The sequence below is a fragment of the Crateriforma conspicua genome (genome assembly GCF_007752935.1).
Taxonomy (GTDB): domain Bacteria; phylum Planctomycetota; class Planctomycetia; order Pirellulales; family Pirellulaceae; genus Crateriforma; species Crateriforma conspicua.
Genome location: NZ_CP036319.1, coordinates 2,110,591 through 2,131,279, shown reverse-complemented (window position 1 = coordinate 2,131,279; position 20,689 = coordinate 2,110,591). Strand labels below are relative to the sequence as shown.

Below are 20,689 nucleotides of genomic sequence, written 5' to 3'. Positions count from 1 at the left end.
TCATAACACCTGAAACGGAATCCCATGCAAAAGTTCGTTGACCGACACGGTCGCGTTTGGATCGTTGATATCGACAACACCACGCTTCGCCGTGTCAAAACGCTGACCGGCGTTCGCTTGCTTGATGCGGTCGACGGTGACTTGATCCCGCAGATGACGCAGGACTTCTTGTTGCTTGGGGAAGTCTTGTTCGCGGTTTGCAAACCACAAGCCGACAAAGACAACGTCGACCAAGAGGTCTTCGAGTCTGGCCTGTCGGGCGATTGCCTGACCGAAGCGCGCAACGCACTCGTCGAAGCATTGTTGGACTTCCTCCCGGAGGACCAACGCCGTCTGTTGACGAAAGCGGTGGAACATCAACGCGAGGTGACGGCACGCGGGATGGAGATGCTGCATCGGAAGCTGGAAGACCCGACGCTGGCGGACAAGATGGTCGCGGAACTCGAAGCGAACCTGGAGGTGCCCGGCTTGAACGCGAAATCTGTCACCTCGCCGGCATCCTCGGCGTCGACCCCGGACCGCTAACGCTGCGGCAAATGGTCTGGATGATCGACGCCCGTCGCCAACACGATTGGCAGCTGGCCAGTTCGATCGTTTGGATCACCGCCGAAGTCAACCGCGACCGTAAACGACGCCGCAAGCCGTTCAAGCCCGACGACTTCAACCCGTGCGCCACCACGCGGCCCGCGCCCGCAAAGGCATCGGTCAAGCAGGTCGCATCGCTTCTCGGTGCCAAGTTCACCAAAGCTAATCGCTAACCGCTAAAGGCCAATCGCTTCTCAATGTCCCAAGTTCGTGCCGGAGCCGCGTTTGTCGAACTGACGCTGAAGAACTCAGCGTTGGTGAAAGGATTGCGTTCGGCACAGAAACAGTTGTCATCGTTCGCTTCTTCCACGTCGATGATGGGCGCGAAGCTAACCGGGCTTGGTGTTGCGATGGCCGCGCCGCTCGGCGATGGCATCCGAAAGTTCACCGAATACGACGATGCGATCCGCCAAGTCGGTGCGATCACGGGAGCAACCGGTGCGGCGTTCGATCGACTGAATGCGAAGGCAAAACAACTGGGAGCGACCACGAGCTTCTCCGCTGTCGAGGTTGCAAACCTTATGACCGAACTCGGCCGAGCGGGTTTCAGCCCTAAGCAAATCGAAGACATGACCGGCAGCGTCATGAACCTCGCCCGCGCGACCGGCACCGAAGCGACGCAGGCTTCCGGCATCTTCGCCGCCGCGATCCGGCAGTTCGGTATGGAAGCCAGCGACGCATCACGAGTGGCCGACGGACTGACCGCTGCGGCAAACAAGAGTTTCAACAGCGTCGAATCGCTAGGCGAAGCGTTGAAATACGCCGGCCCCGTTGCGGCCGACGCCAACATGAGCCTCGAAGAAACCCTTGCGATTCTGGGGACGCTTGGCAACGTTGGCATCCAAGGATCATCCGCGGGCAACGCACTGAAACGATTGCTTACACTGTCGGCCGCCGAAAGTGAAAAGTTTCAAAAAGTGTTCGGTGTCGCGACCAAAGACGCTGCTGGCAATGCTCGGCCGTTGGTTGATGTCTTGGGGGAAGTCGCTCAGGCCACCGCGGACCTCGGTTCATCCGACCGCGCGGCTAAGTTCAACGAAGTCTTCGGGATGCTCGGCATCACCGCCGCGTCCGCTATCGGCAAAACGGTCACGGACACCCGCGAGTTGCTCGGTGAACTGGAGGGTGCAGGAGGCATCGCCAAAAAGACCGCTGACAAAATGGAATCAGGACTCGGCGGAGCGTTTCGTGTGTTGTCCAGTTCCTTTGAAGCCGTCCGCATCTCCATCGGTGAAGCTCTCGAAAAGCCGATGCAGCGACTGACCGAAAGCGTATCGCTCGCCGCATCGTCCATCACCGATTGGATCGGCGAGAATAAACGTGCTGTCCAAATCGCCGCATTGGTCGCCGCTGGTGTCATTGCCGCAGGTGCCGCATTGCTGACGATCGGTTCAGCCGCAGCCGCAGCATCGATGGCGGTCGGAGGGCTGCTGGGCATCTTCTCCGCGATCGGCAGCGTGGTTGGCATGGCTGGAGCAGCGGTCGCCGCGTTGCTCTCGCCGATTGGATTGGTTGTCGCAGGGGTCGCAGGGCTGGGTCTCTACCTCGCCAAGACTTCCGGCCTTTTGTCGCGAGTCTTCGCCTTTTTCAAAACCGCGTTTGCTCAAATCGCGGTCGATTCGCAAGCCGCATTCAAAGCCATTGCTGCATCACTCGCATCCGGAGACATCACCGGAGCCGCCAAAGTCATGTGGGCGTACTTGCGAGGTCTGTGGAAACAAGGTGTCGCGGCGCTCGCTGACACATGGGATCAATTGTCATCGAGCCTCGACGGTTTCGCCGGCGGATTGCTATCAGCCGTGGGCAGCTTGCTTCGCAGCACACTCGCCTGGGCCAGCGAAAACCGAACCGCAATCCTGACCGCTGTCGCAGGCTTCGCCGCCATGAAGGTCGCGGCCACCGGCGTCGGTGCCGCAATGATTGCACTCAAGGGCATCACGCTCGGCCTGTCGGTCGCATCCAAAACACTCGCCGCAACTTGGACGGTTTTGACAGCTGTTGGTGGAGGCATCAAAGCCGTCTTCATCGGTTTGGCCGCGGTCAAGAAGATCAACATCGCGTTGGCCGGAGTCTACGCCGCGGTCACAGGCGGACTGTCCGGCGCGTTTGGATTGCTCACCGGAGCGATCAGTGCAGCGGCCGGTGCGATGGGGCTGTTGTTCTCACCGATCGGCTTGGTGGTTGCGGGCGTCGCCGCGCTGGGTGCGTACTTCCTTTACACCTCAGGAGCCATCGGCAGTTCGATCGACTTCCTCAAAGGAGCGTTCCAAAAACTCAAAGCCGACACCATGGCCGCGTTCGGAGCGATTGCCAACGCGCTGAAAGCTGGCGACATCAACGCAGCCGTCGATGTGCTGTGGTCCTACATCAAACTGCAGTGGACCAAGGGTACGACGTGGCTGTCCGGCATGTGGTCGCGGTTTACCGCTTACCTTTCCGATGCATGGGGCGACGCAGTCTACAAATTGGCCGATCAACTGATGCAAGGTTTCGGCGGACTGCGAGCGATCTGGAACAGCACGGTTGCCTACCTCGCTGATGGGTGGACGATTCTCACGTCGGCCGTTCAGAAAGGTTGGAACAACACGGTCGGCTTCCTGAAGAAAGGGTTTCTCAAACTACACGAACTGGTCGACATCGCTGGTGACGTTGCGATCCAGATCGGTGGCGTCTTGGTCAACGCATTGGCCGGTGTCGAAGGAGCGTGGGTGGAAACGATCGACTACCTTGCCGATTCGTGGGCGGTGTTCGTCGGCGAAGTCCGCAAGATGTGGAACAGCACGGTCGGGTTCCTTCGCAAGGCGTGGGTGAAGCTCAAGTCACTCTTTGACGACGACATCAATGTCGAAGCCGAAGTGCGCAAGATCGACAACGAGACGAACACCAACAACTCAGCCGAGCAACGCAAGCGACAAACCGCGATCGCCGGTCGCGCCGAACGACGCCGCAAACGCAAGGCGGAGATCGAAGCCAACCGCAAGGCAATGCAGGAAGACCTGCAGCGTCAGCTTGACGAGCGAAAGAAGTCTCGCGAAGGCCAAGACCTCGACGCCGAATACGCTGCGATCGACGCCGAAACTGACCAACAAAACGCCGCCGTCGATGCCGAACGTGATCGTCAGTTCGACGCCAACGCGAAAGCGAACCAGCAGCGAACCGCCGACACGGAGGAGTTCACCGCCGGCGTCCGCAACACGCTCGACGAAATGCGACGTCAGGCAAAGGCCGACGCCGCTGCCAAACGCGCCGAGCGTTCACTCGCCGAAGCCAACCGGCAATCGAAAGTGGCCGAGGCCGAAGCCGACTTTCAAGCGGCCGTTGATAAAGCAAACGCCCTGAAACCGGGAGAGAGCGAGCAAACCCTCGAAAGCGATGCCGCATCGCCAGAAATCTCAGTCGACCTCGCCGCAGCGATCGCCGAAGCCAAAGCGTCTCTCGAAGCCGCCCAAGCGGAAGCCGGGCTGACTGGCGAAGACGCTTCAGGTGATGAACGCATCCAAAAGCTGCAAGCCGGCATCGCGGCAATGGAAGCGAAAGCCGCCGCGATCAACAAGCGAGCAAAAACCGACGGCAAACTCAAACTACCGGCAGCCGAACTCGACAAAGACACCGTTGCCCTCGAACTCGATCGTGACGCGCAAGCCTCGATCGACAACTTCGCCAGCACCGACGTTGGCGATCAAGCAACCGAATCCGTCACCGGCAAGTTTGATTCCCGCGGGTTGAACATCGGCAGCGGTGCAACACGATTGGAACCGATCGCGCTGAACCAACCAGCAGAAAAGCTCGAGCCGATTGCCGATGAAATCGAACCCGAAGTCATCGTCGCTCCCAAACTGCTTGTCGAGGAACCGGCCGACGGAAACGAACCGGCCGCAGAAGAAGAGCCGGCCAACGAATTCGCACCCGGCTTGCAACAGATCAACGACCGCTTGATCGCGATTGGCGACTACTTGATGAAGTCCAATGAACTCCTGGCCAGCAACCAAGGGAACGTCAACGAGACCAGCGATCGACTTGGCCTCGGGCTGAGCGAAGACGTCGAGCGAGCGATTGTCGAAACCGCCAACAACACCCGCAAACTGGCTGAACAATCCAACGGTCGGGGCTTGGTGTTTAGCTGATGGGGTTTTCATCGGGAGGCTACAACTTCGCGGTCGCTGCACTATCGCCAAAGGCAACACGCGGCACCCGGAGTTCTGACGTCACGTCCTACGTTGCCGATACCGGTGGCGGGGCAGTCAGCCCGGCGGCTGCCGCCGAGGCGTTGCATAGTCATCTGGTCACTAGTGACCCGCAAATCGAACCTTATCTTCGGGTCGATGCCGAGCACATCAACCAGAAGTATGTTCTCGCCACCGCCAGCATCAATCGAACGAAGCTCGATCCCGTCTCGTTCAACACCACGGGAGCGACCACGCACGTCAATCAATCATTGTTCACGCGCGGCATCTTCGCCGCACCCGGCAAGATCGCTCCGAACTATCGCGGGGCAATTGGTGTGAGCGATTCAGAGGTCTCCGGTGTCGACGTGACCGTTCCGGCGTTCGAGTTCTCGGTGCGAAAGAAGTTTGAATTCGTCTCGACCAGTTATTTGCTGGCTTGCGTTGCGATGACCGGGCGCACGAACGGCGGACCGTGGTCGATCTTCAGTCACGGTGAAGCCCTGTTTCTCGGCGCGGAGGGCGGCGAGGACGAACAGAACTGGGTGGACATCACCTATCACTTCGCAGCACGTCCCAATCAGCCCACGCTTTCGATTGAAAACATCGGAGTCATCGACAAGCGAGGCTGGGATTACCTGTGGGTCAAGCATGATGAGGAAGTCGTTGGCGACCGAGTGTTGCAAACGCCGGCGGCAGCTTACGTCGAACAGGTTTATCCAGAAGGCAACTTTCACGCTTTAGGTATCTCGTAGGTGGCCAGACGTGTTCGACCCGGCGACAACCTCGAAATCACCGCGGCCGAATACAACCGACTGTTGGCGGCGGCCGAAGCGATGCACCGTAACAGGCTGCCTGGTGGCAGTGGTGCTCGCACACACCAGCGAAACGCCGCGACCGTTCGCGTTCACAACACGTCTGGTTCGGTCGTCCCGATCGGCGGCATCGCAGGCTTTGATTCGCCGATCACGGATCCGGAAGCCGGTCCGGTGGAACTTGCCCGGTTCGTCCGTGACGCGACCATCAAGACCGTTCGTCCAACCGAAGATGAACACACCGGCCGAGTCGGTGTCGCAATTGAGCCTATTCGCGATGGCGAAGTCGGCCGAGTTGTCTTCGACGGTGTCGTTGCCGCGCAAGTCGACATCAGTGAAACCTGGCATCGCTTCGCCGATGTGCCTGAGAGTGGCGGCGATACGCTGCAGTCAAAGCCCGACGGATCGGCCCAGATCCTGTGGCGAAAAGACTCTGGCGCGACTGGCCGTCAGTGGGCGGTGGTCCGCGTCGGTCGGCCCGCCGATCCAGTGTACACGGCTAAAGTGCCCACCGGTGGTATCGCGGCCCGACGCGGAGTGCGAACCGGTGCGGCCGATTGTGACCTGTATCAACTCAACAACGACGGCGAACTCGACGCCGTCACCGACTCGGCTGGCCAGCAAGTCCGCATCACCGCTCGCAATCACTCGGCCCAGCGAATCCGCGGTCCGGTCAACGGCAGCAGCGAAGACCAATACCTCGTCGTCACGTTCGACGGTCGGTGTTCGTGGGTCATCGACCCGCCGAAACAAACACTTCTCTGCAAACCGACGAAACGGCTGAAAGCCAAGTCGTGGGGCACGGCCCGGGAGTTGCGGTTTGACGGTTCACGCTGGCGACCGATCGGCGTCCGAGTCTCGGTCTACAACGTCTGTGACTATGCGTTGCTCGCGTCACAACAAATCATCTGCCACTTCCACGAGGACACAGGCAGCTACGTCACGATCGGTTGCCGTTGTTGTGACGGCAGTAGCTCATCGAGTTCATCATCCTCGTCCAGCAGTTCGTCCTCTAGCGTCGCATCCTCATCCAGTTCGTCTTCTTCGGCAAGCAGCCCATCCAGTAGCAGCAGTTCTTCAAGCAGCCCATCGAGCACTTCATCTTCCAGCAGCTCATCACTGAGCAGCAGCTCGTTAAGCAGTTCCAGTTCGAGCAGCATTTCGTCTAAGTCGAGCAATTCGGCATCCTCTTCATCGAGCCTGTCTTCGTCGAGTTCACGGTCAAGCCAATCCAGCAGTCCAAGCTCATCGAGCCACCCATCGTCTTCGAGCGATTCCTCACTGTCGAGCCAATCGTCGTCGAGCGTTAGCAGTAAGTCATCCACGAGTTCGATCTCGGACTCAAGCAGCAGTCACTCGGATAGCTCGCACTCGGATAGCTCATCGAGCGAGTCAACTTCAACAAGCAGTTCATCAACTTCAGAGTCAGGATCATCGGCTTCCGATTCAAAGTCATCGCATGATTCGCTGAGTGACGGATCAAGTGCTCCTTCATCCAGCAGCGAGTCGTCGCAAAGCGTATCGTCGGCGAGTGATTCATCGGCAAGCAATTCGTCCGCAAGTGATTCTTCCGGCAGCACGTCGGACAGCACGAGTGCTCCGTCTACATCTCACTCCACATCAAGCAACTCACGAAGCGATTCTGACAGCAGCGAATCCGACAGTGCATCTGACAGCCCATCAGCATCCGAGCAATCGGGATCTTGGGAGCCGAGCGAATCGACTCAAAGTAGCGGTTCTCAGTCTGGCTCCACTTCCAAATCGATTTCGAACTCAGTCTCAGACTCCATAAGTCAATCCAACAGCGAATCAGAAAGCACCTCGCCGCCGGAAAGCTCCGGATCGGATGAAAGCGAACCGAGTGGGTCACCTCCGCAGGAAAGCGACTCGGGCTCGACGCCTTGGTCAACCTCAACCAGCCATGCATCCGGATCATCAACGGGAAGTGACAGCGATAGCGGATCCGACTCAGCAAGTGATAATTCTGATTCTCAATCGAATCCATCCGGTTCTGATGCATCCGGCTCCGAGCAATCGACGTCCGAAGACTCCACCAGTGACGGATCACAAAGCACACCGCCGAGCACCAGCACCCTCGACGGCTCCTCGTCCGATCACAGTGACAGTCAACCGTCCGGCGATTCAACCTCGGTCGACTCCCGGTCCGACGGAAGCGATGAACCCTCCGACGATGGTTCCGACATCGATGCCAGCAGTGACTCGCGAGACGAAAGCGAGTCCGACAACCCAAGCGACTCACACGAACCCAGCGGAAGTCGTGACGACAGCAATGATCCGTCGATCGACTTCCCATCAGGCGACAGCCGTTCCGAAGATGACTCAGGCGACGAACCGTCCGGTGCCAGCAGCGAAGGTTCCAGCGAACCCTGCGACAGCACTTGGGTTTGGTCCTGCGGATGGGAACTTGTTGATAGCGACTGTGAAGATCCCGGCGAACCGCCATCCAGCAGCGGAGCCTACGACGGGGAAGTCGCGGGGATGACCGCATGATCCATTGCCCGCATCTGACCAACGACAACGTTTGCAAAGTCGCCTCCGGCATGGCGGACTGCCAAGCCAAGGTCACGCCGGCCGCCTGCAACGCTTGTCAGAACGAGTCCAACCCGCGAGCGATCAACGTCGTCACTATCGGCATGGCGTTGGTCAACAAGAAACGTCGCAAGCAAGACACGCGTGAACTGCACGCGATGCTTCGCAGCTATCTGCCCGAACGCAGCGAAGAACCCGCAACACTGAAGATCGCCGACTACCGACCAGGTCCCGGCAACGAACTCAAAAAGATGCTCGCTTGGTTCGCTCGGCCAAGTGAAACCTGCAACTGCGACACCCGCGCCGACACGATGAACGACTGGGGCGTCGAGGGCTGTTTACAAAACATCGAAACGATCACGGATTGGTTACTTGAAGAAGCCGAAGCACGAGGCCTACCGCATGGACGGTTCACCCGCACGATCGCCAAATCACTCGTCCACACCGCCGTTCGACGGTTCCAGAAGAAATTCCCCGACGGCGCACCCGAGCCAGACGATGACGATCGAGCGTGATCGGAATGTCGTCGAGCGATGTTTCCTTATCAACCTCGATCGACGCGAAGACCGACTCAAGGAGTGGCTCCAGCAACTGCCGGATCCGTGGCCACTTCCCGAACCCGAGCGTTTCGCTGCGATCGACGGCCGCCGGTGTGCCACGCCTCCCCAATGGCGAGCCGGCAACGGTGCTTGGGGATGCTACCGATCGCACTGTCTGATTCTGGAAAAGTGCTTGATCGAAGGCATCGATTCCTACGTGGTCTTTGAAGACGACGCGGGCTTCGTCGAAAACTTTGCAGAACGCTTCCAACAATACGCTGACGAATTGCCAGCCGACTGGGGACTCGCCTACCTCGGCGGGCAACACCTGTTCGCCGGCAAGCATCCGCCGCAACGAGTTAGCGAACACGTCTACCGGCCGTACAACGTCAATCGAACCCACGCCTTCATGGTCCGCGGTCGCGAGAACATGAAAGCCCTGTACCGCCATCTGCATTGGAATGATTGGCAACAGCGGCACCACATCGACCACCACCTCGGCCGATTGACTCAGCGTCGCTATCAAGCACTCGTTCAAGGCAAGAACATCGAAAAGGAATCGATCGCTGTCTACACGCCTGATCGCTGGTCAGTGGGCCAGCTTCCGACCAAGTCGAACATCTGCGGTCGGAAGTGGGAACAAACCCGCTTCTTCAACGACGCCCGCAACGCCGACCACAGTGACTCGCCGTTCTTCGCCGTACTCGGCCCGCATCGATCCGGCACCTCCTGCGTCGCGATGGTCATGCACCACCTCGGTGTCCACATGGGCAACCAATTATCGGGATACGAAGCGACCGGTGGAGGCGAGGCAGTCGGGCTGGCCCAACTGTGTGAAAACGCAATGCGATTCCCGGCGATCGATCCCGTTTGGCCCGATCATCAACTGACTCAGAAACTCAAGTCCTGGATCGTCCAACGCAAAGCCGAAGCCAATCGCGACAAAACGGTCGCCGGCGGAAAGTACCCGCACCTGTGTCGCTTCGCCGAACATCTGCACGCTGCTCTCGGCGATTCGCTGCGAATCATCTCAGTCGAGCGGGACATCGAAGCGTCGATCAACAGCATCAAGTCACGCAGCGAAAAACATCGGGGGCAATGGTTCGCTGCAACCGACGATCAATGCGAGCAACTACAGCGCAGTCTGCTGGCACACCGCGATCGCTTCATCGCCGATCATCCTGACGTGCCCGTCTTCCGAATCGAATTTGCCGAGTTGGTGACGTACCCGGAGGAAGTCATCAAGAACCTGATCGAGTTCCTCGGCATCGAACCCAGTGACGAAGAGATCGCTTCGGCCATCAACCACGTCAATCCCGACTTGCGAAAACACGGATGATGGAGAGCGACTTCCCGAAACCAACAGAAGACCTAGGCGTGATGTACATCGCGATTGGTGGGCGATCGCTTTGGCAACTGCGACGATCGCTGGCGTCGTTGCGGCATCACTGTCCGAACGTGCCGGTCGCACTGTTCACGAACCAGCCAGCTGAATCATGCCCCAGAGTCGAGTATCGCTTCGAGGTATCGGCTACCGGCGGTTACCACGTCAAACCACGATTCATTCCTTGGCTGCCATTTGAGCGAACGATCTACCTCGACGTCGACACCGTCATCCTCAAACCGTCCGCGATCGCGCCAGCCGACTTGTTGACCGATCAGTTTGGTTACGAGGCCGCTTACGTCCACGGCGTTTCCCGTCGATGCGACAAAGTCCGCATCTGTGGCGTCCCATCGATGAACTCGGGCGTTTTGATGCTGCGGAAATGCCCTCGCGTTCTCAGGGCTTTGGCCCACTGGCGGCGAACCTACCGCGGCGGCAACGACGAGATATTGCTCACCAAGGCACTGCTGCGTCACCGAGTGCCCAGTTACGTGTTGCCAGCCGAGTGGAACTGCCGAGTCCGCGGCCAAGTCCGTCACTATTCCGTAATCCGCATCACCCATCATCGCCACGTCTTGAGACTGGTCCAGCCCGACGGATCTGTGCCCGAAGAACTGCTCAGGCAATGGTGGGAAACTGGAATCGCCCAACCCACGGGAGCTTTGGTGGCGTGAGCATCTCACTTTCGGACATCACGTTCTGCATCAAGACGATCCACCGCCCGTGGTCCTGCCATCGCTTGGTCGAATCGCTGCGAAAACACTTTAACGATCCCAAGATCACTATTGTTGACGATGGCAAGCCTGAGCGTCGATTCGTCGCCAAGTATCCGAACACCGCCGCCAACTGCAAAGTGATCCACACCGAATCCCACGACGTTGGAGTTGGTGCAGGGCGAAACCTCGCCGTCGATTCGGTGACCACCGATTTCCTGTTCCTGCTCGATGACGATCACGTCGTCACCGAAAACCTGAATTTCGATCGAGTTCAAAAACGCTTTGTCGAACTCGACATCGACATCCTGGGAGTCAGACAAGGTTCCGGCGGTCGGCCGACGATGCTATCTAAGCTGATGGACGGCAAGCGGATCTGGATGCACCGCGGCGAGACTCATCGCCGTGGCTACGTCGCTTGGTGCGATATGTCGTCCAACGCGTTTCTCGCTCGCACTGAGACGATTCGCACTCTGCGATGGGATGAGGCCATTAAGACGTTCGAGCACTGGGAGTTCTTCTACCGCGCCAGACTCGCCGAGTTGAAAGTCGCAGTCGCCGGTGATTGCTTCATCAAACACGCCCACGTCGAGTCCGCTGATTATCGAGTCCTTCGCAAGCGAGCCAAGTTCCGCGCGATGGGACTTCGCAAACACGGTTTCCATTCCATGCGACTCTCCGGAGGCCAAGTCGTCCGTGCGTAACTCTATTTAGAAGACATTGTCGCCCGGCAAAGCTGCAGCCTGACGAATCCATTTGATCAATTGCTGATCGTCTCGCTCGTCATTCTCGCCGACGTGTAGCGAACGGACGGTCTCTTGCTTGGATTTCACTGGGGGTGCAGGCTCAAGCTGATCACCGTTCAAGAACGAAACTTTGACGTACTTGTTGAAGCAGTGAAAGCACAGAAACCATCCATGCCCTTCGACTCCATAGAACGGCGTGTTCCAGCGGACCGCTTTTCGAACACTTGGAATGGACGCGACAACAAGTTGGTCAATCCATCGACCGACATCGTGCTTCCACTCAGGCATCGCGGCGATGTAGGCCTGCACCGGTTGGTCGCCATCGGCTTTCGCAATTTGCGGATTGCCTCCGGATAGCAGTTTCACTTCGGTAGTCGTTTCGGGTTTAGCAGATTTCTTTGCCATCGCATTTCATCAGTGAGGTTGGAGACTGACGCATTATGACGGACTTGGTCACCTTCTGCATCAAGACAATCCATCGCCCGCAGTGTTGTGCCGCATTGGTGCGGAGCATCCATCAGCACTACGGCAATGATCGGCCAAGCATTCACGTTCTCGACGATGGCAAGCCGGAACTGCGGTTCTCGGTGAATTGTCCCGAGGAAGCCACGTTGGTCGATCAATTGATCGAGACCGAGTACGACATCGGATTGTCAGCCGGCCGAAATCGGTTATTGGATGTTGGTGATACGCCCATCGTCGTGTTCGCCGACGACGATCATCTGGTCACAGAACGAACCCGACTTCCCGATTTGGTCCGCAAACTCGATCAGCATCACGATCTCGACTTGCTTGCCGGGCTTTCAAATCATCAAGAGAGACCCAAGATGATGCGGGTCCAACGCAAGACGATGCGGATTCCGCATGGCCATTACAAGAAACGCGGTTCGATTCGCTGGTGTCACTACGTTGGCAACTGCTTTATCGCTTACCGCGACATTGTTCAAGCGATCCGCTGGGACGAGTCGCTCAAGGTCGAAGAGCACTGGGACTTCTTCTGGCGGTGCAAGATCGCTGGCGTCAACGTGGCCTGCGACGTTTCGCATTCGTTCAAGCACGAGCATGTCGACCCGCCGGGCTATCAGCGTCGTCGTCCCGAGTTTCAACGAGCGGCACTACAAAAACATGGATTGGAGCGAGTGATTTGGCGATGATCGAACTGCCAGCATTGGAATACCACGTCGCCCACGGTTGCAATCTGTCCTGCCAGCAATGCAGTCACTACTCGAACTTTCATGTCGCCGGCAAACTACCCACGATCGAAGACGCGGACTCCGAATACGCCAAGTGGTCGCATCGCTTGAAGCCGCGCCGTTTCGCTTTGCTCGGTGGTGAGCCGCTGTTGAATCCGAATGCGTTGCAACACATCCAGCTTGCTCGGCAGCATTGGGCCGACAGTCAACTGATGCTCGTCACAAATGGGCTCGTTCTGCATCGGTTTCCCGAACTGCCGTCAGTCCTAATTGAAACCGATTGCCGGCTCGAAGTCAGCCAACATGGAACGCACGAGGAATACCTCACGCGCTTCCGCGAAGTGAAGCGACTCGTCTGGCGCTGGCGAGAAGAGTATCCCGGCATCCGAATCAAGATTCGCCAGTCGCATCTCGGTTGGATGCGGCAATACAACGTCGAGAACGGCAGGCCCGTACCATTCCAATCAAACCCCAAAGCTGCCTATCGCGCCTGCATGCAGAAGACGTGCACGCAGCTCTTCCGATCGATGCTGTTCAAGTGCCCGGCCCTTGCGTTCTTCAGCCAACTTGAGGCGCGACTCAAGTTGCACGATCTGCCGCAATGGCAACTCTTCCGCACCTACCAAGCCTGTTCACCAACCGCGACCGACGATCAAGTTCGCGAGTTCTTACAAACCAAAGCGATCCCGCAGTGCGGCCTGTGTCCATCGCGCGGCACCAAATTCGTTCATCCCAACCCGCTGCAACGGAGTGCTTTGCAATGACATCGCCGTTCGAACCCGAAATGCCGCCGCCTCCATTTGTTCCACCATTCGATCCGCCCGGCAGCGAACCACCGTACACCCCCGAAGGTAGCTCAACCGACGACGACGGATCCAGTGACGACCTCGGTTCACGTCCCGAATGGTGGCCCGAGGATTGGCCGTGGCCGCCCGAGCCCGAAGAGCCAACCGTCATCGAAGCCTATCCCCCGATCCACACGTGGCCGCGACTGCCACCCGACCACCCGTACCACGTGCCACCTGGTCACTCTGCACCAGACGACCTGCCACCAGGTCACCCCGGCGAGTATTACCCCGACATGCCGCCCGACCCCGCGATCTATCCAGTCAGTTTCGACGGTGGTTCGACATCGGGCTAAAGCGAAAGAGGTAAGCGAACCTCGCCGGCACCAAAGTGTCTATGCACCAGTCCGTCAATTTTGGAAATTGAGATGACCACATCCACTTTATTCACAACAACAACGACCGACTCGTCCTTCGAGGGCGAGGCGGGGATGGTGCGTCGTGAGTGAAGGTTGATTCCGAAACGATCCACAAAGCCCGCCCGGTGAAATACTTGGCGGGCTTTTTTTGTGGATGGTTGGTTCCCGATTGATGGCGTTTTCCTGTTTCTTCGTTCCCGGTCATCTGACGCTTATGAAAGCGAAAAGGCGATGGAGGTTGCTCAACTCCACCACTGACTTGTACCGACGGCAGTTGCGAAGTTTCGTGGCGGCTGTTTTGCGTTGGTGCATTGGGCGAGCAGGCGTCGCTTGATGTAGATCAATTTGGCGATGGGTGCCGTCAACAAGTTTTGACAATTGTTGGGGTCGAGATCATTGACGGGGGATCGTTTCCCTGACTCCCCCAATATGAAGGCGGATGAAAAGCGAATCTGGTCAGGAATGTTGTCGAAGTAATGAGATGTGATGCTCAGGTACCGGGATCGGCAGCCTGCTCGGGTGCGGTCTTCTTTCCAAGGCGGTTTGGACGGCGGAATCAGCATCGAACCACTAATCCAAGGACGGAAACTATGCCTCGTTCATCAGGTCGCCAACTGCGACTCGCCCTCGCTATCATCGCTCCTTCGCTGTCCATGGCGTTGTATCCTCCATCGGCTGCGCTAGCCGATGAATCCTTGTTGGCAGATACCGTCGTTCAAACGGCGACGTTTCAAAACCAGCCCGCCGAGTCAGTGTTGCCTAGTTCGCAGTATGTCGAGGGCAGCGTGACCGAGGCGTTTGCCGATGGTGCAACGACGACTCCGGCATCGCAGGAGCCCGTCGCCCGAAGCTACAGCGGATCTTCGATGGGTTCGGTTCTGGCTTGTTCTTGCTGCAACTCCGAATGCCGCACCAAGGAAGACAAAGTGGCTGCCACCAAAGCGATGAAATCGGCGCACTCGGGTCTGTTCTTTGGTAACAACTTTTCCTACCTCCGCGATCCCCGCTACGACGGGCCGAACTTCTGTGGCGAATCGCTGAAGAACATGGACACGCGCTTTGGTACGATTAGCGTTGGCGGTGAAACGCGATTCCGCTATCACAATGAACGGAACTTTCGTGGAGCCAACGGGCTGACCGGCAACGACGACAATTTTTGGTTGTTCCGCCAACGGTTATACGCTGATTGGCAGATGACCAACAACGTTCGCGTTTATGGCGAACTTTTGGACGCCAATTCATCGGGCGAAACGTTCCAGCCGTTGATCATTGAAGAGAACGATCTTGATATCCAAAATCTATTTGTCGATCTGAAGCTGTTTGACAGTGGCGACAGTTCTTTGGTGACGCGCATCGGTCGCCAAGAATTGCTCTACGGTGCTCAGCGAACTGTGTCCCCGCTGGATTGGGCAAACACACGGCGAACATTTGAAGGTGTGCGTGCCTTGTACCAGAGGGGCGACTTTTCGCTCGATGCGTTTTGGACGCGGCCGGTCAACGTGGTGCCCAAGGCGGAAGATCGCAGCGACGAAAAGGAAGACTTCTTCGGTGCGTACGCAACGATGAACAACGTCGGCTCGGGATCGCTGGAGGCGTACTATCTGGGTTACAACAGCGACAATACGTCAGCCATCCCGATTCTTAATCGCAACTTCACCTTCCACACGCTCGGCGGTCGATCGCTCGGAAAAACTGATGGTGGGATGTTGTACGACTTTGAAGGTGCGTATCAATTCGGCGATAACAACACGGATGCAAGCCACTCAGCAGGTTTTGTCGCTTTAGGACTTGGTCGCAAGATGGCCAGCACTCCGCTGCAGCCGACCATCTGGGGCTGGTACGACTACGCATCCGGCGAAGAAGACTTTGACGAACGTTCGATTGGCGATGGAGGATACCACCACCTGTTCCCACTGGCCCACAAGTACAACGGGTTCATGGATTTGTTTGGGCGGCGCAACTTGCATGATATCAATACGCAAATCATTACGCCGCTCTGTGATCGAATCACGATGTTGGTTTGGTATCACTACTTATTGCTTGCCGAAGACACAGTGCCGTACAACCTAGTGATGATTCCTTACAACCAAGCTGGCAATGCGGCGGAGGATCGCGAACTGGGGCACGAGATTGACATTCTGTTCAACATCAACCTGAATCCTCGAAACAACATTTTACTCGGCTACTCGCACTTCAGCGGCGGTGACTACTTCGATTCGGCGACGATCGGTCCGGTTGACGAAGATAACGACGCGGACTTCTTTTACGCTCAATTCCAGACCCGTTATTGAACGATAAAGAGATTGGCGGTCGTTTTGCTTCGTTGTGATCGCCAAGGCGTGGCTCCCCAAGTCATTCAAGCGACCATCGGCATTTGCTGGTGGTCGCTTTTTTCGTGCTTACATACTCCGACTTCGCGATGGAGCGTCTGGGGGGAATCACCGTCCGATGGTAGAATGCGGTTGTGAGCAATTCCTGATGAGTGAAAGGTTGAATCGCGGCGTGTTGGTGGATCGTTTCGGACGAAAGCATACGAGTTTACGGGTCAGTGTGACCGATCGTTGCAACCTGCGCTGCACGTACTGCATGCCGGCTGACACGCCGGACTATTGCGAGCGTGACTCGATCCTGACGTTTGAGGAAATTACGCGAGTGGTGCGTATCGCGGCGGGGTTGGGCGTCGATGACGTTCGTTTGACCGGCGGCGAACCTTTGGTGCGTTCGCAGTTGTACAAATTGGTGAGGGCAATCGGCAACGTTGCCGGTGTGAAGAAGGTCTCGTTGACTACCAACGCGATCCTGTTGGCCGATCAGTTGTCGCAGCTTCATGCCGCTGGACTTCGCAGCGTGAACATCAGCTTGGATGCGCTAGACGAAGCATCATTTTTTGAAGTGACGCGGCGACCGGGGATGCAGCGGGTGCTCGACGCGATTGACGCTTGCCGAGCGATGGACGTAAAGGTGAAGGTCAACGCGATTGCGATGAAGCATTTCACCGAACGTCAGATCGCGGCTTTTGGCGAGTTCACTCGGGCGACGGACATTCCGGTTCGGTTTATCGAGTTCATGCCGCTCGACGCCGATGGGAACTGGGACGATTCGCGAGTGCTGGCCGGGAAACGGATCTTGGATCTGTTCGCCCAGCGAGTTGGAGTGCTCTCGCCAAAGGGGGAGCCAAGTGTTTCGCCAGCGATAGACTACACGTTTGAGGATGGCGTTGGCACCATCGGCATCATCGCTTCGGTAACGCAGCCGTTTTGCAGCACGTGCAATCGGTTTCGTTTGACCGCGGACGGGCAGCTACGCAACTGTTTGTTCGGCGGCGATTCCGGTGACTTGCGGGCGCTCTTGCGGGACGGCAGCAGCGATGAAGCAATCGCTGATAAAATCGTGTCGGCGGTGATGGCCAAGAAGCGAGGTCACGGAACGGATGATCTATCCTTCGATCGGCCGTCGCGTCCAATGTATTCAATCGGCGGTTGATGCTGCCGTCGGCAATTCGCTCCTTAGCGGCATCGTGATGACCAGGCCGGCTGTGCGATCTTCGTTGCTGGTGCGTCGCTTCACGTGACATTTCAAACACTGTGACCCGAGACGGATCGGTCCGGCGAAGTGATAACGATTTGAGGTAGTATGCTCGGCGAACGGTTTGCCGGCGGCGAGCAATTTCACAGCGTCTTTCTCGAACGGCGTTTCGGGTTCGTGATCGACATTGACGACGTCGGTATTAATGATCAACCATTTCATTTTCACATCATAGCTGTCGCCCATCTCGTGGAACACATCTTCGAGCGACGCCGATGGAATGGCGTGAGCGTTGTCTTCGTCGAAGAAGTCTCGGTGCATGATTTGAAGAGTTCCGCAAACCAGTTCGTGAAGCATCTTTGCACGCGAGCGAGCTTCTACAATGGATGTCGCCTGCGCGACATTCTCGGTGTTCGATTGGGCTTCTTGATCGTTAGCGATTGTGACCAGAGTGATGACTGTCAGCACGGTGGCAATAAGTATGCATCGACGGATCATGCGTTGGTCTCCGGCCGGTCATCTGCGGGAGCACCGTCAATACACTTCTTGCAACCGAGATGATAGCCGATCATCGTGTCGCGTCCTTGTTGAGTCAGCACCCAGTTCCGAGTGACCAACGGTGGATCATGGCGGACGTGCTGGTTGTGACCACAAGCAAGTTGCGAAACCCAGTGGCCTTCATCGTCGGTATGGAACCCAAGAATCGGCTGCGGTTTGGTCGCGTCTTGTTCAGTTGATTCGTCGAATTCAGTCATGACGCGGTCTCGCACAAAGGAACGATCGGGCTGGCGGAGTTGACCAGATCCTTAATCGTAACACCCTTGAATGCCTTTTCGGTTGCCGCGTAGGCTCGATCGAGTTCAGCGTGCAGCGGGCAAAGTTTCGTGTGTGTTTTCAAGCCCAGGGGACACTTTTTGATTCGTTCGATTGGTGCAACCGTGTTGATGACATCAAGAATCGTCAGCTTGCCGATTGGTTTGGCCAGTGCGTAGCCGCCGCCCGGACCGGGGCGCGACTGGACCATGCCGGCGGCGCACAAATCCTGCAGCACCCGTGTTAAGTAACGACGCGGCACCTTGGTCAATTCGGCCAACGCGTTGGCCGAAACCGGCTGATCCGGCTGGCTACCCATGCAGGCGATGGCTCGCAAGGCGTATTCGGCGGTCTTGGAAATCACTTCGAAAACCCGTCTGAAACTTTGGATCGGCAAGACAAGCTGGAACCCGACACAGTATTATGCATCCGAATGTATACTTTATGCAGTGATCGCGTTTGATGCAAACGTAGTTCGCCGGAAGCCCGCTGTCTTGCACCAGGGAAAAGTCCGCCAAAGGCCGACCACCCAAGAAGGAAGTATCCAGGATCCCAAGAGCCGAATGCAGTGGGTTCGCTTGCTCAGACATCCAACCATCAGGTGAGCGACTGCACCTCGTCGATTTTTACCAACTTGATGAACCAGGATTTTGCTCTGATCGCATTGCATCGCGTGATGATCGTGCAGTTGGCAATCGCCAAACAAACCAAATGCCGTAGAACGCGGCCAGCAGAATGACGGTCTTGATCGCGATGTTCAGCGGGCTGAACAACAGGGTCGATCCGACCAGTAACGTGACCATCGCGATCGCGAGCACTTTAACGCCGGACCGGACACCGCCCTGATCTCGCCAGTCCCGAAGCGGTCCACCAACGACCGGCCATGCCATCGCCTTGGCGTGCATCGCCGGCGACACGCGGATTAGGAAATAACACATTAGGAGCAGAAACGGTGTCGTGGGAATGCCGGGCAGGACGACTCCGATCATGGCCAACACAAAGAAGAACACCGCGGCGAACCAGTACAAGCCGCGCCGCCATCCAGACACCGTTGGAATGGTCGCTTCTTGTGCCATCAATCCGCCTTGCCGCCGACGCAAAACAGCGTCTGCCCGGTGCGGATCAGGAGACGATCGCCTGCGACTGCGACGCCGTAGACCATTGGGTCGCCGTACGAAAACATCTGGTGCAGTTGGCTCTCGGGCATATTGGCAAAGATCTTTTCTGGCCCCGACTTTGGCTTGGCTTCATCGGCGGGGACAGTGTTGGCTTTGCGTTGATTTTCGGCCGCCTCGCGTGCGTCCATCATCGCGCCGGCATCGTAGAGCTGATTACGAGCGATTTGGTCGTACTCGTCGCTTGGTCGCAGAACGATCGTGAAACCGTTCTTCAAGACCAAGTAGACAAGTTGTTCGCCATCAGGCCGAGTGACGCCAACGGCCGAGGCCCAACAAGGGTTGCCAATTCGTTTCGCGAAGACCTGCTCGCCGGTTTCCTGGTCAACGCAGTAAAGCACTCCGACTTTGTTGACATAGTAAACGTATCCGGCGAAGGCCAGCGGCGTCGAATAGTACGAGTTCGCTCGTTCGGCTCCCCAGCGGACTTTGTAGCCGAGTTTGCCGTCTTCTTCGGTCAGTTCGATGCAGCAATTCGATCCCGCGACGGCGTCCTCGTCGGTCGCGCCGCCGTACATGGTGGTGGATCCGACAAGTATCCGGTTGCCGGCGACGGATGCGGAGGGAATGTGGTTGCCTTGCAAACCGTCGAGTTGCCACAGTGATTCGCCAGTCGCTGCGTCGTAGGCATCCACTGTGTCGGCCGAACTGGTGACAACGATGTTTCGCTTTCCAATTTTCGCGATCACCGGCGAGGACCACGACGGAACACGGTCGCCGCGATCGGTTTTCCAATCCACGTCACCGCTGCGTTTATCAACCGCCAACAGATAAGACGGCCCATGATGGTCGACCAGAACGAACAAGTGCGTATCGGTTTGCGAAAGCGAACTGGCAACGCCGCGTTCGTTATCGACTTCGCCGTACGTCTTGATGATCGGTGTGCTCCAGCGTATTTCACCGTGATGCGTCATTGACGTCACATCACCGCTGGCGAAGAACGAATAGACGCCCGATTCATCGACGCAGCACGTCGGCGCCGCACGGCTGTTGCGAAAGTAGTTTTCAACTTTCGTTGTCGCTTCCATGTGCGTGGTCCAGAGCCTTGTTCCCGACTGCAAATCGAATGCGTGAACTTGGCAGTCTTGTTGCCACGGTCCCTCGCTGCTGGTCACGTAAACGTGATCGCCCCAAACGACCGGCGACGATTGACCGTAGCCGTGAATGTCGGCCTGCCAGGCGATGCCTTCGTCGGACGACCATCGCGTCGGCAAGTCAGCCATCACCGTGCTGCTGCCGTCGCCACGAAGCCCGGTCCAGTTCTCACCAGCGTGGATGGGGGCA

22 protein-coding genes are annotated in these 20,689 nt (G+C 57.5%); 13 read left to right on the top strand and 9 right to left on the bottom strand.

What is annotated here, in order from left to right; genetic code table 11:
• The first annotated feature begins 24 nt into the window (after positions 1-24).
• From Mal65_RS08155 to Mal65_RS08140, 4 genes are read left to right on the top strand one after another with little or no spacing between them, the layout of a single operon-like run.
• Positions 25-525, top strand: a complete 501-nt coding sequence (locus tag Mal65_RS08155) for a hypothetical protein (RefSeq protein ID WP_145295793.1) — start codon at positions 25-27, stop codon at positions 523-525.
• Positions 526-536: 11 nt separating this feature from the next.
• The gene (locus tag Mal65_RS08150; RefSeq protein ID WP_145295790.1) at positions 537-758 is read left to right on the top strand and encodes a hypothetical protein; all 222 of its coding nucleotides are present in this window, start codon (positions 537-539) and stop codon (positions 756-758) included.
• Positions 759-782: 24 nt separating this feature from the next.
• Positions 783-4,709 (top strand): phage tail tape measure protein, encoded by a 3,927-nt coding sequence (locus tag Mal65_RS08145; RefSeq protein WP_145295787.1) that lies wholly within the window; start codon positions 783-785, stop codon positions 4,707-4,709.
• Positions 4,709-5,503 carry a hypothetical protein gene (locus Mal65_RS08140; RefSeq protein WP_145295784.1) on the top strand — a complete coding sequence of 265 codons (795 nt, stop codon included), beginning with the start codon at positions 4,709-4,711 and terminating at the stop codon, positions 5,501-5,503. Before Mal65_RS08145 ends, Mal65_RS08140 begins: the two co-directional genes overlap by 1 nt.
• On the opposite strand, the gene Mal65_RS08135 is transcribed toward Mal65_RS08140, so the two are convergent.
• The 3 genes from Mal65_RS08135 to Mal65_RS08125 all read right to left on the bottom strand — a co-directional run bounded on the left by Mal65_RS08135 (position 5,489) and on the right by Mal65_RS08125 (position 7,155).
• Positions 5,489-5,887 carry a hypothetical protein gene (locus Mal65_RS08135; protein WP_145295781.1) on the bottom strand — a complete coding sequence of 133 codons (399 nt, stop codon included), beginning with the start codon at positions 5,885-5,887 and terminating at the stop codon, positions 5,489-5,491. The two genes, Mal65_RS08140 and Mal65_RS08135, sit on opposite strands and share 15 nt — an antisense overlap.
• Before the next feature lie 611 nt (positions 5,888-6,498).
• On the bottom strand, positions 6,499-6,888 hold the full coding sequence (locus Mal65_RS08130; RefSeq protein WP_196784689.1) for a hypothetical protein: 390 nt from the start codon (positions 6,886-6,888) through the stop codon (positions 6,499-6,501).
• 27 nt (positions 6,889-6,915) lie between these two features.
• Positions 6,916-7,155: a hypothetical protein gene (locus tag Mal65_RS08125; protein ID WP_145295779.1), complete on the bottom strand. Its 240-nt coding sequence runs from the start codon at positions 7,153-7,155 to the stop codon at positions 6,916-6,918.
• Between the two features lie 915 nt (positions 7,156-8,070).
• Between Mal65_RS08125 and Mal65_RS08120 the strand changes: the two genes are divergently transcribed.
• From Mal65_RS08120 to Mal65_RS08105, 4 genes are read left to right on the top strand one after another with little or no spacing between them, the layout of a single operon-like run.
• On the top strand, positions 8,071-8,628 hold the full coding sequence (locus tag Mal65_RS08120; RefSeq protein WP_145295776.1) for a hypothetical protein: 558 nt from the start codon (positions 8,071-8,073) through the stop codon (positions 8,626-8,628).
• Positions 8,612-9,991 carry a glycosyltransferase family 25 protein gene (locus Mal65_RS08115; protein ID WP_196784688.1) on the top strand — a complete coding sequence of 460 codons (1,380 nt, stop codon included), beginning with the start codon at positions 8,612-8,614 and terminating at the stop codon, positions 9,989-9,991. Before Mal65_RS08120 ends, Mal65_RS08115 begins: the two co-directional genes overlap by 17 nt.
• Complete coding sequence (locus Mal65_RS08110) at positions 9,988-10,710, top strand: glycosyltransferase family protein (RefSeq protein ID WP_145295772.1); 723 nt, start codon at positions 9,988-9,990, stop codon at positions 10,708-10,710. The genes Mal65_RS08115 and Mal65_RS08110 overlap by 4 nt, the downstream gene beginning before the upstream one ends.
• Positions 10,707-11,453 carry a glycosyltransferase family 2 protein gene (locus Mal65_RS08105; RefSeq protein WP_196784687.1) on the top strand — a complete coding sequence of 249 codons (747 nt, stop codon included), beginning with the start codon at positions 10,707-10,709 and terminating at the stop codon, positions 11,451-11,453. Before Mal65_RS08110 ends, Mal65_RS08105 begins: the two co-directional genes overlap by 4 nt.
• A 6-nt stretch (positions 11,454-11,459) precedes the next feature.
• Here Mal65_RS08105 and Mal65_RS08100 read toward each other — a convergent pair whose 3' ends face one another.
• Entirely contained in the window at positions 11,460-11,861 is a 402-nt protein-coding gene (locus Mal65_RS08100; protein WP_231131322.1) for a DUF1801 domain-containing protein, read from the bottom strand.
• Positions 11,862-11,935: 74 nt separating this feature from the next.
• Between Mal65_RS08100 and Mal65_RS08095 the strand changes: the two genes are divergently transcribed.
• The 5 genes from Mal65_RS08095 (at position 11,936) to moaA (ending at position 17,375) form a co-directional block, all read left to right on the top strand.
• On the top strand, positions 11,936-12,649 hold the full coding sequence (locus tag Mal65_RS08095) for a glycosyltransferase (protein WP_145295764.1): 714 nt from the start codon (positions 11,936-11,938) through the stop codon (positions 12,647-12,649).
• Positions 12,646-13,452 (top strand): radical SAM family protein, encoded by an 807-nt coding sequence (locus Mal65_RS08090; protein WP_145295761.1) that lies wholly within the window; start codon positions 12,646-12,648, stop codon positions 13,450-13,452. The genes Mal65_RS08095 and Mal65_RS08090 overlap by 4 nt, the downstream gene beginning before the upstream one ends.
• A complete protein-coding gene (locus tag Mal65_RS08085; protein ID WP_145295757.1) occupies positions 13,449-13,829 on the top strand; it encodes a hypothetical protein in 381 nt (126 codons plus the stop codon). The genes Mal65_RS08090 and Mal65_RS08085 overlap by 4 nt, the downstream gene beginning before the upstream one ends.
• A gap of 653 nt (positions 13,830-14,482) precedes the next feature.
• Positions 14,483-16,183, top strand: coding sequence for an alginate export family protein (locus Mal65_RS08080; protein ID WP_196784685.1), 1,701 nt, complete (start codon positions 14,483-14,485; stop codon positions 16,181-16,183).
• 211 nt (positions 16,184-16,394) lie between these two features.
• Positions 16,395-17,375 carry a GTP 3',8-cyclase MoaA gene (gene moaA / locus Mal65_RS08075; protein WP_145304778.1) on the top strand — a complete coding sequence of 327 codons (981 nt, stop codon included), beginning with the start codon at positions 16,395-16,397 and terminating at the stop codon, positions 17,373-17,375.
• Here moaA and Mal65_RS08070 read toward each other — a convergent pair.
• From Mal65_RS08070 to Mal65_RS08050, 5 genes are all read right to left on the bottom strand, one after another.
• Positions 17,361-17,915 (bottom strand): c-type heme family protein, encoded by a 555-nt coding sequence (locus tag Mal65_RS08070; protein WP_145295754.1) that lies wholly within the window; start codon positions 17,913-17,915, stop codon positions 17,361-17,363. The genes moaA and Mal65_RS08070 overlap by 15 nt on opposite strands.
• Entirely contained in the window at positions 17,912-18,172 is a 261-nt protein-coding gene (locus Mal65_RS08065; RefSeq protein WP_145295752.1) for a DUF3565 domain-containing protein, read from the bottom strand. Before Mal65_RS08065 ends, Mal65_RS08070 begins: the two co-directional genes overlap by 4 nt.
• Positions 18,169-18,594 carry an RrF2 family transcriptional regulator gene (locus Mal65_RS08060; protein ID WP_145295749.1) on the bottom strand — a complete coding sequence of 142 codons (426 nt, stop codon included), beginning with the start codon at positions 18,592-18,594 and terminating at the stop codon, positions 18,169-18,171. The genes Mal65_RS08065 and Mal65_RS08060 overlap by 4 nt, the downstream gene beginning before the upstream one ends.
• Before the next feature lie 262 nt (positions 18,595-18,856).
• Positions 18,857-19,306 (bottom strand): YbaN family protein, encoded by a 450-nt coding sequence (locus Mal65_RS08055; protein WP_145295746.1) that lies wholly within the window; start codon positions 19,304-19,306, stop codon positions 18,857-18,859.
• Positions 19,306-20,628 carry a BamB-related PQQ repeat family beta-propellar protein gene (locus Mal65_RS08050; RefSeq protein WP_196784682.1) on the bottom strand — a complete coding sequence of 441 codons (1,323 nt, stop codon included), beginning with the start codon at positions 20,626-20,628 and terminating at the stop codon, positions 19,306-19,308. Before Mal65_RS08050 ends, Mal65_RS08055 begins: the two co-directional genes overlap by 1 nt.
• Between the last annotated feature and the right edge of the window lie 61 nt (positions 20,629-20,689).

Coding starts and splice junctions, on each gene's coding strand:
- Mal65_RS08150 (WP_145295790.1), top strand. CDS start 537: ATGGTCTGGATGATCGACGCCCGTCGCCAACACGATTGGCAGCTGGCC.
- Mal65_RS08080 (WP_196784685.1), top strand. CDS start 14,483: ATGCCTCGTTCATCAGGTCGCCAACTGCGACTCGCCCTCGCTATCATC.
- Mal65_RS08070 (WP_145295754.1), bottom strand. CDS start 17,915: ATGATCCGTCGATGCATACTTATTGCCACCGTGCTGACAGTCATCACT.
- Mal65_RS08095 (WP_145295764.1), top strand. CDS start 11,936: ATGACGGACTTGGTCACCTTCTGCATCAAGACAATCCATCGCCCGCAG.
- Mal65_RS08055 (WP_145295746.1), bottom strand. CDS start 19,306: ATGGCACAAGAAGCGACCATTCCAACGGTGTCTGGATGGCGGCGCGGC.
- Mal65_RS08110 (WP_145295772.1), top strand. CDS start 9,988: ATGATGGAGAGCGACTTCCCGAAACCAACAGAAGACCTAGGCGTGATG.
- Mal65_RS08085 (WP_145295757.1), top strand. CDS start 13,449: ATGACATCGCCGTTCGAACCCGAAATGCCGCCGCCTCCATTTGTTCCA.
- Mal65_RS08145 (WP_145295787.1), top strand. CDS start 783: ATGTCCCAAGTTCGTGCCGGAGCCGCGTTTGTCGAACTGACGCTGAAG.
- Mal65_RS08050 (WP_196784682.1), bottom strand. CDS start 20,628: ATGGCTGACTTGCCGACGCGATGGTCGTCCGACGAAGGCATCGCCTGG.
- Mal65_RS08115 (WP_196784688.1), top strand. CDS start 8,612: ATGACGATCGAGCGTGATCGGAATGTCGTCGAGCGATGTTTCCTTATC.
- Mal65_RS08065 (WP_145295752.1), bottom strand. CDS start 18,172: ATGACTGAATTCGACGAATCAACTGAACAAGACGCGACCAAACCGCAG.
- Mal65_RS08120 (WP_145295776.1), top strand. CDS start 8,071: ATGATCCATTGCCCGCATCTGACCAACGACAACGTTTGCAAAGTCGCC.
- Mal65_RS08140 (WP_145295784.1), top strand. CDS start 4,709: ATGGGGTTTTCATCGGGAGGCTACAACTTCGCGGTCGCTGCACTATCG.
- Mal65_RS08155 (WP_145295793.1), top strand. CDS start 25: ATGCAAAAGTTCGTTGACCGACACGGTCGCGTTTGGATCGTTGATATC.
- Mal65_RS08090 (WP_145295761.1), top strand. CDS start 12,646: ATGATCGAACTGCCAGCATTGGAATACCACGTCGCCCACGGTTGCAAT.